The 14,024-nt window shown below is 71.9% G+C and carries 15 protein-coding genes and 2 pseudogenes; 8 read left to right on the top strand and 9 right to left on the bottom strand.

The genetic code is table 11. The features are described 5' to 3' along the window. Positions 1–15 precede the first annotated feature (15 nt). Positions 16–351: a hypothetical protein gene (locus BN4251_RS03785; RefSeq protein ID WP_245810183.1), complete on the top strand. Its 336-nt coding sequence runs from the start codon at positions 16–18 to the stop codon at positions 349–351. A 167-nt stretch (positions 352–518) separates the two neighbouring features. Next, complete coding sequence (locus tag BN4251_RS03780) at positions 519–1,793, top strand: phosphodiesterase (protein ID WP_087483803.1); 1,275 nt, start codon at positions 519–521, stop codon at positions 1,791–1,793. A gap of 57 nt (positions 1,794–1,850) precedes the next feature. Here the strand turns inward: BN4251_RS03780 and BN4251_RS03775 are convergent, their stop codons facing one another. The 3 genes from BN4251_RS03775 to BN4251_RS03765 are packed head-to-tail and all read right to left on the bottom strand — an operon-like array spanning position 1,851 to position 4,543. Then, positions 1,851–2,402: a hypothetical protein gene (locus BN4251_RS03775; RefSeq protein WP_140398383.1), complete on the bottom strand. Its 552-nt coding sequence runs from the start codon at positions 2,400–2,402 to the stop codon at positions 1,851–1,853. A 28-nt stretch (positions 2,403–2,430) separates the two neighbouring features. Then, complete coding sequence (locus tag BN4251_RS03770) at positions 2,431–3,261, bottom strand: alpha/beta hydrolase (RefSeq protein WP_087483801.1); 831 nt, start codon at positions 3,259–3,261, stop codon at positions 2,431–2,433. Between the two features lie 43 nt (positions 3,262–3,304). Continuing rightward, positions 3,305–4,543 (bottom strand): MFS transporter, encoded by a 1,239-nt coding sequence (locus tag BN4251_RS03765; protein WP_140398382.1) that lies wholly within the window; start codon positions 4,541–4,543, stop codon positions 3,305–3,307. Between the two features lie 179 nt (positions 4,544–4,722). Between BN4251_RS03765 and BN4251_RS03760 the strand changes: the two genes are divergently transcribed. Next, a complete protein-coding gene (locus BN4251_RS03760) occupies positions 4,723–6,654 on the top strand; it encodes a solute carrier family 23 protein (RefSeq protein ID WP_087483800.1) in 1,932 nt (643 codons plus the stop codon). Positions 6,655–6,788: 134 nt separating this feature from the next. On the opposite strand, the gene BN4251_RS03755 is transcribed toward BN4251_RS03760, so the two are convergent. Further along, positions 6,789–7,352 (bottom strand): DUF421 domain-containing protein, encoded by a 564-nt coding sequence (locus BN4251_RS03755; protein ID WP_087483799.1) that lies wholly within the window; start codon positions 7,350–7,352, stop codon positions 6,789–6,791. Positions 7,353–7,398: 46 nt separating this feature from the next. On the opposite strand from BN4251_RS03755, the gene BN4251_RS03750 reads away from it, so the two are divergent. Next, on the top strand, positions 7,399–8,328 hold the full coding sequence (locus BN4251_RS03750) for a hypothetical protein (RefSeq protein WP_087483798.1): 930 nt from the start codon (positions 7,399–7,401) through the stop codon (positions 8,326–8,328). A gap of 132 nt (positions 8,329–8,460) precedes the next feature. On the opposite strand, the pseudogene BN4251_RS03745 reads toward BN4251_RS03750, so the two are convergent. Next, positions 8,461–8,706: pseudogene (locus BN4251_RS03745) on the bottom strand (cation acetate symporter); the annotation flags it as partial. Between BN4251_RS03745 and BN4251_RS03740 the strand changes: the two are divergent. From BN4251_RS03740 to BN4251_RS03735, 3 genes and pseudogenes are all read left to right on the top strand, one after another. Further along, positions 8,650–9,045: pseudogene (locus tag BN4251_RS03740) on the top strand (transposase); the annotation flags it as partial. The pseudogenes BN4251_RS03745 and BN4251_RS03740 sit on opposite strands and share 57 nt — an antisense overlap. Before the next feature lie 12 nt (positions 9,046–9,057). Further along, positions 9,058–9,216, top strand: a complete 159-nt coding sequence (locus BN4251_RS18185; protein WP_170931816.1) for a hypothetical protein — start codon at positions 9,058–9,060, stop codon at positions 9,214–9,216. Positions 9,217–9,237: 21 nt separating this feature from the next. Continuing rightward, positions 9,238–10,020 carry a hypothetical protein gene (locus tag BN4251_RS03735; protein WP_087483797.1) on the top strand — a complete coding sequence of 261 codons (783 nt, stop codon included), beginning with the start codon at positions 9,238–9,240 and terminating at the stop codon, positions 10,018–10,020. Positions 10,021–10,043: 23 nt separating this feature from the next. Here BN4251_RS03735 and dnaB read toward each other — a convergent pair whose 3' ends face one another. The 4 genes from dnaB to BN4251_RS18585 all read right to left on the bottom strand — a co-directional run bounded on the left by dnaB (position 10,044) and on the right by BN4251_RS18585 (position 12,409). Further along, positions 10,044–11,426: a replicative DNA helicase gene (dnaB, locus tag BN4251_RS03730; RefSeq protein ID WP_087483796.1), complete on the bottom strand. Its 1,383-nt coding sequence runs from the start codon at positions 11,424–11,426 to the stop codon at positions 10,044–10,046. 100 nt (positions 11,427–11,526) lie between these two features. Next, a complete protein-coding gene (locus BN4251_RS03725) occupies positions 11,527–12,036 on the bottom strand; it encodes a mycothiol transferase (RefSeq protein ID WP_087483795.1) in 510 nt (169 codons plus the stop codon). A gap of 47 nt (positions 12,037–12,083) precedes the next feature. Continuing rightward, positions 12,084–12,221: an N-acetyltransferase gene (locus BN4251_RS18590; protein WP_245810182.1), complete on the bottom strand. Its 138-nt coding sequence runs from the start codon at positions 12,219–12,221 to the stop codon at positions 12,084–12,086. A gap of 38 nt (positions 12,222–12,259) precedes the next feature. After that, positions 12,260–12,409 carry a hypothetical protein gene (locus BN4251_RS18585; RefSeq protein ID WP_245810181.1) on the bottom strand — a complete coding sequence of 50 codons (150 nt, stop codon included), beginning with the start codon at positions 12,407–12,409 and terminating at the stop codon, positions 12,260–12,262. A 231-nt stretch (positions 12,410–12,640) separates the two neighbouring features. On the opposite strand from BN4251_RS18585, the gene BN4251_RS03710 reads away from it, so the two are divergent. Then, entirely contained in the window at positions 12,641–13,969 is a 1,329-nt protein-coding gene (locus BN4251_RS03710) for a pyridoxal phosphate-dependent decarboxylase family protein (RefSeq protein WP_087483793.1), read from the top strand. Positions 13,970–14,024: the final 55 nt, after the last annotated feature.

Genomic DNA, 14,024 nt, shown 5'->3' with positions numbered 1-14,024 from the left:
ATCCGGGACGGCGTTATGCTGACGTGGATCTCTGCGGCCCCGGCGCTCGGCCGGGACCGTGCCGCGCATCCGGAGGGAGGGCCCGTGCAGCTGCTGGCGTTCGTCGGCGATCCCTTCTGGGATCCGGTCCCCTTCTCCTGGCCGCTGTTGCTGATCCTCGGAGCGGTCTTCCTGCTGCTGACGATCGGGGCGGTGGTGTGGCTGGTGCTCCAGCCCGAGGAGCCGGATCTGGACACGGGGCCGCTGGTGGACAAGGCCACCCGGCAGGACCGCGACAGCGCCGCCACGATCCGGCGCCGCCTGGATGCGGAGACCGGTCGCGCCGATCCCACCGAGCCCGAGCTGCGTTGACCCCTCCCCGCGACGCGACTCCCCCACGAACGCCCGCGGCGCCGACCGGCCGTGCGCACAGGCTGTTCATCTCGCGTCGACCCGGTGCTCACCGCGATCTCGCACCCCGGCCAGTCGCCCTCACTACGGTGCTCTGACCGACGTCGAGACCACCCAGGAGGAGCGCCATGGAACCCGGCCGCACCCTGCTGCTGGCCATCGACGGTCTCGACACCGCCGCGCTGCAGGCCTCTCCCGACGGCGAGGGCGCACCCCATCCGCTGCTGGTGTGCACCTCGCTGGCCGACGCGACCCCGCTGACGATCCACCCCGGCGGCCCGTCGGAGCCGCCGCCGGCGCTGGCGAGCCTGGTCACGGGCGCGTCGGTGGCTCACACCGGCGTCGCCACCGCCGATCCCCTACCGCCCGAGAGCCCCGAGAGCCGCTCCACCTGGTATGCGCGCTCGATGGCCGCCCCCACCCTGTTCGACGGTCTGCGCGCACAGGGCGGTGTGGCAGCGGCGCTGCAGTGGCCCGCCACCGCGGGCGCCGAGATCGACCTGTGCCTGCCCCTGGTGGAGGATCTGCGCCACTACCGCAACCGCTGGGACATGGCGCTGTCCACCAGCTCCCCACGGATGGTGCGCGAGCATCTGGAGCCGCGCCGCGAGGCCGGAGTGCAGCTCTCCCAGGTCCCGCCCGATGACCTGGTCGCCGAGATCGCGGCGGAGGCCCTCGAGAACGGACCCATCGACCTGCTCGCGGCGCGGCTGACGGGCCTGGGCGCCGTCCAGCGTGCGCAGGAAGCGCAGACCGGCGCGGTGCAGCGGGCGATGCTCGACAGCGCCGATGCGCTCGAGCAGATCGTCACCGCCTTCCGCCCCACCGACCAGGACCGGGTGCTGCTGGTGCCCGGCCGGCCGCTGGTCCCCACGGCGCTGCTGGTGCATCCCAATGCGGCGCTCGCGGCGCACGGGCTGCTGCGCACAGACGGCCCGCGGCTCGCGGACTTCCGGGCGCTGGTGTGGCCCGACGGTCCGCGCGGCGTGGTCCATGTGCGCCGTGAGGAGGGCGTGGCGCTGCGGGAGATGACGATCACCGCGCTGCGCGAGCTGGCCGCGCACGTGCGGCTGACCCTGCGTCCGGTCGACGACGGGGTGGGGGCCACCGAGCAGACCGACGTGATCGCGGTGCTCGAGGGGAGCCCCGGCACCGTCTTCGGGCTCTCGGCCACGCACCGTCCCCTGGTCGAGGGGGACGATCCGTACTACGCAGGCCCGGCGATGGTCTCGGACCCGTCGGCCGCCGCCGTGGCGCTCGCCCGCGGGCCGGGCCTGCCCGCCGCGCCGGTGGCGGGCTCATGGGCGGATCTCGGGGTGACTCTCGCGACGGCGATCGGGGTCGAGCTGCCGGGCGCGACGGCCGACGGGATGCGGCCCGCGCCGGCGGTCGCGGAAAGATAGCGGCTCGGGGCCACTGCGGCTCCGCGCAGAATCGGCCGGCTCTGCTCAGCCTGATGCTCAGCTTGAGGTGCGCCGGAGGCCGGCGAGCCGGTCGCGCAGCCGCTGCAGCAGGCCGGGCGGCGGGCCCGCCATGCGGTCGCGCAGATCGTCCAGGGCCGGGGCGTGATGGGAGATGTGGTGGCGGCCGTCATGCACGGCGGGGTGCGGCGGCCTGCCGGTGACCTCCTCGGGGGAGACCTCGACCGAGAGCACGAACCGCACCTGACGGGTGCCGTCGGCGTTGGTGATCACCTCGAGGGAGTCCACCGTGGTGCCCAGATCCGCCTCGAGATCCGCCCGCAGCCGGGCGAATCCCGCATCCAGGGCGGAGGAGGACGCCGGATCGGCGCGCACCGTCTCGGCCAGGGGCATCACCACGAGGTTCCCGCCCACGTCGACGATCGCGTCGATCACCTCGTGGGTACCTGCGGGGCGTCCTTCCCGGTGCAGCGTCAGGCGCTGCAGCACCAACCGCAGTGCACCAGCGGCGCTGTGCTCGATCACCGCATCACGGATCGACTCCACCGCCGGGGACGTTCCGTCCCAGGTCACAGGCTCACTGCGCTCCATGGGGTCAGAATAACGCTCGAGGCTGGGTTCAGTGAGCGGCGGGGGCAGGGGCGGGATCGTCGAGGCCGAGGGTCGTGCGGACCGCGGCGATCTGGAAGCGCCGCGCCTGCTGGGAGCCGGGCCCCTGCTCGTTCGTGGCCACCGCGCCGCCCGTTCCGGGGATCTCGAGGTGGTCGTGCTCGGCGCCCGCCGCGGTCAGCGCCGAGGACAGTCGCCGGGCGTCCCCGGTCATCGCGTCCAGCGCGCCGCTGACCAGGTGCACGGGCGGCAGCGCGGAGAGGTCGCCGTGAAGGGGGCTGAGCCGCGGCTCCGTGCGCGGCACCGGCCCGGCGTACAGCCGAGCGGCGGTGAGCAGCTCCTCGCGACCGTGGTCCTCACGGCTCAGATCGGCCCACGGGGACTCCAGCAGCAGCGCGGCCGGGGAGTCCAGCGCCTCGTCGGCGAGGACCTGCGCGACCGCGAGGGCGAGACCCGCACCGGCGCCCTCCCCCGAGAGCACCCAGCGGCCGGGCCGCAGCTGCGCCGCGGTGGTGAGCGCGTCCAGGGCGCGCAGCACGTCCTCGATCGCGGCCGGGAAGGGGTGGCGCGGGGCGAGGCGGTAGTGGATCATCGCGCCCGCCGCGCCGGAGCGCCGAGCGACCTCCTCGAGCCAGCCCCAGGACTGCGGGCTCTCACCACTGAGGTAGGAGCCTCCGTGCAGGTGGACGATCGTCCCGGCACCCGAGAGCTCCCGATCGATCCAGGTGACCGGCACGTGGCCGTGGCGGGGGCGCTGGACGCGCGCGGGTGCCGCGACGGAGCGCGGGGGCGTGGTGGGCCGCTGGGAGGCCAGGATGCGCAGGGTGCGGACGAGGCTCATGGGAGCATCCTGCCACGGAACCCCGGGCACGCAGGGGTGAGGATCAGGCGGAGATCTCGTCGTCCACCATCCGCGGCAGCGCCGCACGGTAGCCCGAGACCGCCATCACCAGGCCCGTCCCGGCGAGGAACCACAGCACCACGTCCGTGGACCCGGTGGCGCCGAGCAGGGCACCGGCCACGATCGGTCCCGCCGCGGCGAGGATGTAGCCGTAGGGCTGCGCCATCCCGGACAGCCGCGCGGTGACCAGCGGGTTCCGGGTGCGGGCGGGCAGCAGCGCGATCGAGGTGGGGAACACGAATCCGGCGATGCCGAGCACGCACGCCCACAGCAGCGGGCTCACCTCGGGCGCGAGCAGCAGGCCGACGTACCCGGCCGTGGTGAGCAGACCGAAGCCGGCCACGATCCAGCGCAGCTGGCGGACCTTCGCGATGACGCTGGGCATCACCAGACCGCCCACCAGGCCCCAGCCGGCGATGATGGCGACCAGCACCCCCGCCCGCGCCGGGGTGACTCCCGCATCGGTGAGGATCTGCGGGAGCATCCCGAACTGCGTGTACGCGTTCAGCGACTGCATCGAGAAGGTCAGCATCAGCGCGATCGCGGTGGGCGAGCGCAGCAGGGAGCCGCTCAGCTCGCCCTTGGGCGGGGCGGGCGGGAAGTCGTGCCCGGTGCGGGTGAGCACCACCGCCCACACAAGCACCGGCACCACCGCCACGATCCCCCAGAAGCGCAGGGAGTCCTGCCAGCCGTCGGCCACGCCGCCCGCGAGCGGCACCGCGAGGGCCGATCCCGCCGACCCGCCGATCGCGAGCATCACGCTGTACAGCGTCATCAGGCCCACCGTGCGGGCGCCGCCGTGCAGCTTGATCCAGGCCGGCACCAGCACATTGCCGAGGGCCGGTCCCAGCAGCGCGAGCACCGACAGGGCCACGAACACCGAGAACACCCCGGAGACGGGGCGCAGCAGCAGCGCGATCGCGACCAGCACGAACGAGGCGACCAGCGCACCGGTCAGGCCCACGCGGCTCGAGATCGGCACGGCCAGCAGGCCCAGCACGCCGAAGGCCAGGCACGGCAGCGCGGTCAGCAGCCCCGCGGCAAAGGCGCCCTGCCCGTAGGCGGCGACCAGATCCTCCATCAGCGGGCCGACGCTGGTCGCGCCGGGGCGGAGGTTCAGGGCGATGGTGGCGATCGCGAGCACGGCGAGCGCCGTGCCGATCGCCGTGGTGCGGGCAGGGACGCGCGTGGGCGTGTGGTCACGAGGAGGGGAAGCGGTCACGCTCCCCTTCTACCCCGTCCTCCGCACGGATTCCACCTGTTGCCATCTTGTCCCATCTCACGCAGGGACGGGGTGCTCGCGCCGCACCGCAGAGGCCTACCCTGGTGCGCGGACCGCTCGTCGGCCCCTCCTCCTCACCCCCGTCGGCGCCCCGCGCCCGACGCATCCCAAGGACCTCCATGACCACCGCCTCCCCCGCGCTCGACGCACCTCGCAAGCACCCCGTCGACCAGGTGCCTCCCGCCGGGAAGCTCAGCGTGCTCTCGATCCAGCACGTGCTGGCCTTCTACGCCGGGGCGGTGATCGTTCCGCTGCTGATCGCGGGAGGGCTGAACCTCACTCCCGAGCAGACCATCCACCTGATCAACGCGGACCTGTTCACCTGCGGCATCGCGACGCTGATCCAGTCGGTGGGATTCTGGAAGGTGGGCGTGCGCCTGCCGATCATCCAGGGCGTGACCACCACCGCGGTCAGCCCCATCATCGCGATCGGCCTGGCGGCCACCGGCGGCGAGGGCGGCGCCGAGGGCCTGCCGATGATCTACGGCTCGATCATCGTGGCGGGCCTGCTGACCTTCCTGGTCGCCCCCTACTTCGCGAAGATCCTGCGGTTCTTCCCGCCGGTGGTGATCGGCACCGTGCTGACCACGATGGGCATCACCCTGCTGGGCGTCTCCGCCGGGGACATCACCAACTACGCCGAGGGCACCCCCGCCACGCGCGACATCCTGTACGCGCTGGGCACGCTCGCGATCATCGTGCTGGTGCAGCGGTTCTTCCGCGGCTTCCTGGGCACGATCGCGGTGCTGCTGGGCCTGGTGATCGGCACGGGCGTGGCGGTGCTGCTGGGCGACACCTCCTTCAGCGGCGTCACCGAGGCCTCCGCCTTGGGGGTCACCACCCCGTTCTACTTCGGCGTGCCCACCTTCTCGCTGACCGCGATCATCTCGATGTGCATCGTCATGCTGATCACGATGGTGGAGACCACCGGTGACGTCTTCGCCGCGGGCGAGATCGTGGGCAAGCGGATCCGCCCCAAGAACATCTCCGAGGCGATCCGGGCCGACGGCCTCTCGACCCTGCTGGGCGGTGTGCTCAACTCCTTCCCCTACACCTGCTTCGCACAGAACATCGGCCTGGTGCGCCTGACCCGCGTGAAGTCCCGCTGGGTGGTCGCCGGTGCGGGCGTGATCATGATCGTGCTCGGCGTGCTGCCCAAGGCGGGGGCCGTGGTCGCCGCGATCCCCTCGCCCGTGCTCGGCGGCGCCTCGCTCGCGCTGTTCGCCTCGGTGGCGCTGGTGGGCATCCAGACCCTGTCCAAGGTGGACCTGACCGACAACCGCAACTCGGTCATCGTGGGCACCTCGCTGGGCCTGGCGATGCTCGTCAGCTTCAAGCCGGACATCGCCGGGGTGTTCCCCTCCTGGGCGCAGGTGTTCGTCTCCTCCGGTGTGACCGTGGGCGCGATCAGCGCGATCGGGCTGAACCTGGTGTTCTTCCACCTGGGCCGTCAGCGCGGCGCGATGGTCACCACCACGGCGGGCGGCGAGCGGATCGGCATCGAGGAGGTGGGCGAGATGGACCGCGAGACCTTCGTGGCCACCTTCGGCTCGCTGTTCAACGGCGCGACCTGGCCGCTCGAGCGGGCATGGGAGGCGCGACCTTTCGCCGACGCCCCCTCCCTGCGTGCCGCGATCGAGGACGCGGTGCTGACCGCCGAGCGGGCCGAGCAGGACTCCCTGGTGCGCGCCTACCCCGACATGGCCACCCTGCTCACGGCCGACGAGGAGCAGGCCGGCTCGATCAGCCAGGACGTGGGTTCCTTCGCGCTGGACAACCTCACCGACGAGGACCTCGAGGCGGTGCGCGACCTCTCCGCCCGCTACCAGGAGAAGTTCGGGATGCCGTTCGTGGCGTTCCTGGGCCGCACCGACACCTTCGCGAAGGTCATCGCAGACGGCGTGCGTCGCCTGGACCACTCCCCCGCGCACGAGCGGCGCGTGGCCCTGACCGAGGTCGCCGAGATCGCCGAGGACCGCTTCGGGATCATGGTGGCCGACGCGAACCCCGTCGGCTCCGCCTGGATCCGCAAGTTCGAGTCGCTGCAGTAGTCGGGCCCCGCCGGCCGTCCCCACGCAACAGCCTGCTCACGAACCAGATTCGCGCGGGAAGTGGGTCGCGAGCGGGCTGTTGAGGGCCGGAGCCGGCCCTGGCGCGAAGGCATGGCCGACGCGACCGGACCGCGTCAGCGCAGGATCGAGCGCGGCACGATCCCGATCCCGCGCACGTCCCGCACCATGCGCCGGTCGATGGTCTCCCCGCGGCGCACGATGGTGAGGCCGCCGCGCGGCTCCATGATCACCAGGTCCGCGTCCGCCACGTGGCGCACCCCGGCCCGGCGCAGCTGGGCCAGCAGCTGGACCTCCAGCAGTCCCACGTGGCGCAGCTGCCAGGTGAGCATGTGCCCGTGGACCATCACCACGGTGGGGCGCGGGCCGCGCAGCGCGAAGCGGCGGGTGGCGCCGAAGCGCACACTGCCCAGCGCGTACTCCATCACCAGCAGCGTCGCCACCGCGATCAGGCCGCCCACCAGGGTGGGTGAGTTGCCGAGGATCGCGCGGGCGGTGAGCGCGCCCAGCAGCGCCATCACGGCGACCGAGAGCACCGAGGGGTTCGCACTCAGCCGCTGCCCGGCCACCTGCAGGATGGTGGTGAAAACCAGGTAGAGAACGATCGAGGCGAGCAGCACGCCGACGGCTCCGGGCAGGTCGAGGCCGATCTGCCACCACAGCCCTTCCCAGAACGTCATACGTCCCAGTGTCTCGCACGGAAGGCGGGCAGGCTACGGTCGGTGCATGCAGCCGCTCCCCCGCTACTGGGCCACCGTTCGCCGCACCGTCTCCTTCCCGCAGACGAAGGAGTACGCGCTGACGATCCACGGCGCCTCGGATATCTCCGTGCAGGAGGCGCAGCGCGACGCCGAGCAGCGCATGGAGCGACTGATCGCGGCGGGCGGTCCCGAGCAGCTGCGCCGCAGCGGGCTGGAGTACTACCCGCTGCGGCGACTGCCCGAGGAGCTGCTCGAGGAGGTGCGCTCTCCCGACGGCGCGCTGGTCGCGGCGATCACCCGCAACCGCTACGGAGTCGCGGTGCTGAACACCGATGCGGTGCTGATCAGCGATGTCGACCTGGTCGCCCCGTCACCGCAGGATGTGGTCACCGCGGGCGGCGGGCTGCTCTCGCGTCTGTTCGGCGGCGGCCGCGGCGCGGAGCTCGGCGAGCAGGAACGGGACCCGGATGCCTTCGGTCTGCGCTCCCCGGGACGACGCGGCGAGCACCATGCCCGCACCCTCGCCCTGATCGACGACTTCACCGCCCGCCACCCGGAACTCGGGGTGCGCACCTACCGCACGCGCAACGGCTTCCGCCTGATCATCACAGGCACCGGGGCCGGTCCCGCGAGCCAGCGGGCGCGCGAGCTGATGGGGCAGGTGCACAGCGATGAGCTGTACATGATCCTGTGCCGGGTCCATGACACCTACCGGGCGCGCCTGACTCCGAAGCCGTGGCGGATCGAGGTGGACCGCTTCGAGGACCTCGGCACCCGCACCGCAGCGGACGAGGTGCACCGCGCCTGGGTGGAGCGCTACCGGAAGGCCTCCTCGGAGGTGGCGGTGTGCCGACTGCTCGCGAGCACGGGCCCGGCGCCGTCGGCCGTGGAGCAGCAGATCATCGACCTGCACGACCGGGCGGTGCGGGCCGAGTCAGGGCTGCGCCTGGCCTGAGCCGGGCGGGCACCGGTAGAGGAAGTTCTGCGCCCTGAGGACCGGTGTCGGTGTCCGGATCGGTCCTCAGGGCGCAGAACCTCGGGCGGCCGCCACCGGGCAGCACGCCGCCGGCCGGGGTGGGCCGTCTGCTCAGTGGTTGACGGTGGCCTTCTCGGAGCCGGCCCCGGTCATGGAGCGCACCTCCATCTCGGCCTGCTTGAGCTCGTTGGTCTCCGGGGAGGTGACCGAGCCGAGCCAGCCGAGGAAGAAGCCCAGCGGCACCGAGATGATCGCCGGGTTCGACAGCGGGAACCAGGCGAAGTCCACACCCGGGATCATCGCGGTCTCCGAGCCCGAGACCACCGGGGAGAAGGCGATCAGGATGACCGCGCGACCTGGGAGATCTACCAGGCCATGATCGCTGCCTATCGAGAACCCGACCGGACCAGAGCCAGAATGATGATGGAGAAGGTCATCGCGGCCCTCAGAGCGAAGGTCCCAGACAACCTCGTCGAGCTGGGAAAGCTCGGCCGGACGCTGACCGGACGCGCTGACGACATTTTGGCGTTCTTCGATCGCCCAGGCACCAGCAACGGGCCCACCGAGGCGATCAACGGCCGGCTTGAGCAACTCCGCGGTTCGGCCCTCGGCTTCCGGAATCTCACCAACTACATCGCCCGCAGCCTCCTCGAATCAGGCGGCTTCAGACCCTGGCTACACCCTCAAATGCGATGAGCCGCATTTCCGGTGAAGACAAAGACCGGCTACAAAGAGAGCCGCGGGCAAGCCTGGTCGATCGATAAGGACACGGCCGGGCATGGAGATCGCGCTTGGAAACTTAAGGACACCAAAGGAAAGCGTGTCGCATCTCTATACGCTGACGGCATGATTGCGAAGATCGACTGAGGGTTATTTCAGGGAGGCTCAATGAACGCGAAAGGTGTCTGGGAGCCCTGGCCCTCGGCCTCGGACGCGCCCGCCGGGTTGCTGCGCCCCGGCGCGGCCGTCCTCGGCATTTGCCACGAGGGGGAGCTGGGCGCCGTGCTGCGCCGCTGGGTCGGGGACGGCTCGAGGTGGTTCACCCGCTGGCCGGACGACGATCCGTCGGAGGCCCAGGCACCATCGATGTTCTTCGGCAGGGCAAGCAGCACCGACACCGCCGAGGCCTGGTTCGAGATGACCGGCGTCGACGGTCAGGACCAGGTGCTCGCCCGCGCCGCGATCGCACCCGGGGAGGAGCTGCGATGGCTCGACGAGCCGCCGGTCGGCCCGCTCGGCGCTGTGACCGCCGGCCTCGCCGAGCTGACCGCCCGGGCGTTCGGGCCGGGCGCCGCGCCGCAGCTCCGCGACGGCGAGGTGCTCGCCCTGCCCGGGCCCGAGCTGCCCGGCCTCGCCGAAGACCTGCGCCAACGCTCGTGGCATGTGCGCGACCATCGCGGATCGGCAGGAGACTCGATGCTTCGAGCCCTTGAAATGCCGCCCCTGCGAGATCCGGAGGAGGGCACTCTGCGGGCCCGGCGCGCCCACCTCGTCCACTCGTCGGCCCCGCTGTCCGCACCGGGGCTCATGGTGTGGCGCACGGGCGGCGTCCGCCTCTGGCGCGGCGGCATGCATCCGCTGCTCGACGCTCCGGTCACGCGGAGCGATCTCACGGAGGCCGAGTCGCTGCTCGCCGAACACGTAGCGGGCGAACCGTTCGCCGACGCCTGACCGGGCGCGGCGAGTCGACCGCCTCAGCCGCTGAAGCCGCCGCCTCCGGAGTGGGCCATGTCCTTGAAGCGCGAGTAGTGGCCCTCGAAGGCGACCGGGATCGTCTTGGTGGCGCCGTTTCGATGCTTGGCCACGATGAGGTCCGCCTCGCCGGCGCGCGCGGACTCCTTCTCGTAGTAGTCCTCGCGGTGGATCAGGAGGATGACATCGGCATCCTGCTCGATCGAGCCGGACTCGCGCAGGTCGCTCATCATCGGGGTCTTGTCCGTGCGCTGCTCGCTGCCTCGGTTCAGCTGCGAGATCGCGATGACCGGGCAGTCGATCTCCTTGGCCAGCAGCTTCAGGGCACGGGAGAACTCCGAAACCTCCTGCTGACGGGACTCGACCTTCTTGCCCGAGCTCATCAGCTGCAGGTAGTCGATGACCACGAGCTTGAGATCGTGCTTCTGCTTCAGCCGGCGGCACTTCGCCCGGATCTCCATCAGCGACATGTTCGCCGAGTCGTCCATGAACAGCGGCGCATCGGCGATACGGCTCATCGCACGGGCCATCGCCTGCCAGTCGCGATCGTCCATCGACCCGTCACGCATGCGGTTCATCGGCACCTGCGCCTCGGCCGAGAGCAGACGCATCGTGATCTCGGTCTTGTCCATCTCCAGGGAGAAGATCACCGAGGTCTGGCCGTTGTGGATCGAGGCGGAGCGCAGCACGTCCATGCCGAGCGTGGTCTTACCCATGGCGGGACGGCCGGCGAAGATGATCATCTGGCCGCCGTGCAGGCCCTGGGTCAGCTCATCGAGCTCGGCGAAGCCGGTGGGCACGCCCGTGACCTGGCCGCCGCGGTTCTGGGTGGCCTCGATCGTGTTCAGGGTCTCGTCGATCACCTCGCCCAGCGGCAGGAAGTCCTCGCTCTGGCCGCGCTCGGTGACCGCGTAGATCTGCGCCTGCGCCTCGTTGATGACCTCGTCCACCTCGCCGCCGTCGGCCGCGAAACCGAGCTGGACGATGCGGGTGCCGGCCTCGACCAGGCGACGCAGCTGGGCGCGCTCGACCACGATCTCGGCGTAGTAGCCGGCGTTCGCGGCGGTGGGGACCATGTCGATGAGGTCCGCGAGGTAGGCGCCGCCGCCCACCCGGGCCAGCTCGCCGCGCTTGGTCAGCTCATCGGAGACGGTGACGAGGTCCGCCGGTTCGCCGCGCCCGTACAGGTCGATGATCGCCTCGAAGATCATCTCGTGGGCGGGGCGGTAGAAGTCGTTGCCGCGGACCGTCTCGACGACGTCCGCGATCGCGTCCTTGGACAGCATCATGCCGCCGAGCACGCCCCGCTCGGCGGGGAGGTCCTGGGGAGGGGTGCGCTCCAGGCCGCGGTCGGGTCCGGCGTCGAAGGCTTCGGTGGATGTCACCGGGCCAGTGTAGGAACCCCGCCTGACCGTCGGGACGTGATCTTCGCGGCGGTGGGCGCGGGCCCGGTGGGGAGGGAGCGTCGCGCCCGCTGCGCCGCGCTCATCCGCGCTGCGGCATCCCGAGCACGTAGGCGCCCTGGGCGAGGTGCTGGATGGCGTCATCGGCGATGCTGATCAGGCGCACGCCGCGGGTGACGGGCGGGTCCCACTGCTCGTCGATCACGTCGTCGAGATCGGCGGGGGGGAGAGTGCCCAGGTAGCCCTCGAGCGCGGCGAGCGCGGCGTCGACGTAGTCCAGCAGGTCCGGGCCGTCCTCGATGATGATGCGGCGGGCCCCGGCGGGGCTGTGCCCGTAGCCCACCGAGTCGCCGAGCTCACCGAGGTCGAAGCGCTGGTCGAAGCCCTGCGAGGTCCACACCTGCTCGTCACCGGAGAGGTCGGCGAGCTGCACGTCGATCTCGCGGCCGGAGTGCCACAGCAGCCAGGCCACGGAGTTGTCGTGCCCGCCGGGGCGGGCGTTGAGGATGCTGGGATCGAGGCGCCCGCGCAGGGCTGCGGCCGCGTGACGGGGGCGGGAGGCGAGGTCTCGGAGCACGTCGAGGGAGTCCATGCTCGAACGCTACTCCTGATACGTGCGGAGCGGGCCGCCCGCGGCGCTCAATCCTCGGCCACGACTCCGACGGACTGCTCGGGGTGGCGATGCAGCCAGCTCTCGATGAACGGGCAGATCACCAGCACCGGCAGCTCGATCGCGCGGGCCTCTGCCAGCACGGTGCGCACCAGCACCGAGGCCACTCCCTCGCCGCGGTGAGCGGGATCGGTGACGGTGTGGATCAGCTCGATGCGCCGGCGCTGCGCTCGTACAGGAGGATGCCCACCACGTCCCCACCGCGCACCGCCTCGTAGCGGTCCGCCGCGGCATTGTCGCGCACGGCGATCCGCTCCTCGGGGCCGTAGACGTGCTCCTCGTACTCGGGGCTCATCTCGGGCTCCTTCCGGCCTCTGCCTCCACGGTACGGCAGGCGGGGCCGAGCTGTCAGGGGTCCCCGTCGGCCGCCCGCATGCGACCATGCTGGACGTGACCCGACCACAGCGCCCCCGCCCTCCCGGATGCCGCGACCGCCTCGGCGGAGCGCAGCGCCTTCTCCGACGCCTCGGAGGCCCTGCAACGCCACCGGCCGCCCTCCCCGATCTGGGGCGATGAGAGCGAGGCGGTGAGCATCGCGCTGCACTGGGCCGCCTCCCACACCACGGTCGCCACCGATCCCAAGACCACCGCGCGCAGCGCCGCGGAGCTGCAGGCGGATGTGGGCGAGACGATCACCGCGGACGGCATCGGCGCGGCACGCGCGATGGAGCTGTTCGACCAGGTGCTGCTGCCGGCGACGCGCTCGGCCGAGGATCCGATGAACCTCGCCTACATCCCCGCCGCGCCCACCCGGGCCGCGGTCGCCTTCGACACCGTGGTCTCGGCCGCGAACGTGTTCGGCGGGATCTGGGAGAACGGCGCGGGCGCGATCTTCGCCGAGAACCAGGTGCTGCGCTGGCTCGCGGACCTGCTGGGCTGGCCGGAGGAGTCCGCGGGCGTGTTCGTGGCCGGAGGCACCCACGGGAACCTCTCGGCGCTGGCCACCGCCCGGGAGCACGCGCTGCAGCGGCGCGGGCGCCGGCCCGAGGGCGGCTGGGCTCTGGCCTGCGCCTCGACCGCGCACTCCTCGATCTCCTCGGCCGCACGCCTGCTGGACATGGACGTGGTGAGCGTGCCCGTGGATGATCGCGGCCATCTCACCGGGGAGGCGCTCGAGGAGGTGCTCGCCGCCGATGACCGGATCTGCGCGGTGGTCGCCTCCGCGGGCACCACCAACGCGGGGATCGTGGACGATCTGGCCTCGGTGGTCGAGGCCGCGCACCGTCACGGGGCCTGGGTGCACGTGGACGGCGCCTACGGCGGCGCGGCGCTGGCCGCCCCGAGCGTGCGGGAGCGCTTCACCGGCATCGAGCAGGCCGACTCCTTCATCGTGGACCCGCACAAGTGGCTGTTCGCGCCGTACGACTGCTGCGCACTGCTGTACCGGGACCCGCGCCCGGCCGCTGCCGCGCACTCCCAGCACGCCGCCTATCTCGACTCGATCGACCGCGGGGAGTCGAACCCCTCGGACCTGGCCGCGCACCTCTCGCGACGTACCCGTGGCCTGCCGCTGTGGTACTCGCTGGCCACGCACGGCACCGCCTCCTACACCGCGGCCGTGGAGCGCTGCCTGGCCTCCTCCCGCACGGTGGCGCGCGCGATCGAGGAGACCGAGCACCTGGAGCTGCTGGCCGAGCCCGAGCTGTCGGTGGTGGTGTTCCGTCGGCCCGGCTGGGCCCCGGCCGCCTATCGCCGCTGGTCGCAGCGGTTGGCGAAGGAGGGGACTCTGCTGTGCGTGCCCACCGCGTTCCGGGGCGAGATCGCACTGCGGCTCGCCTTCGTGAACCCGGGGACGGATCCGGAGGCAGTCATCAAGGTGCTGCGCACCACGATGCGGGCGGCCGACGGCAGCTGAGAGCCGTGGGGCCGCGCGCGAGCCGCGCACCCGGCGCTCCGAGCGGTGACCTGCG

Origin of the sequence: Brachybacterium massiliense (genome assembly GCF_900184245.1) — a bacterium.
GTDB lineage: Bacteria > Actinomycetota > Actinomycetes > Actinomycetales > Dermabacteraceae > Brachybacterium > Brachybacterium massiliense.
The sequence above is the reverse complement of the archived record's forward strand: the minus strand, read 5'-3'. Positions and strand labels throughout refer to the sequence as shown.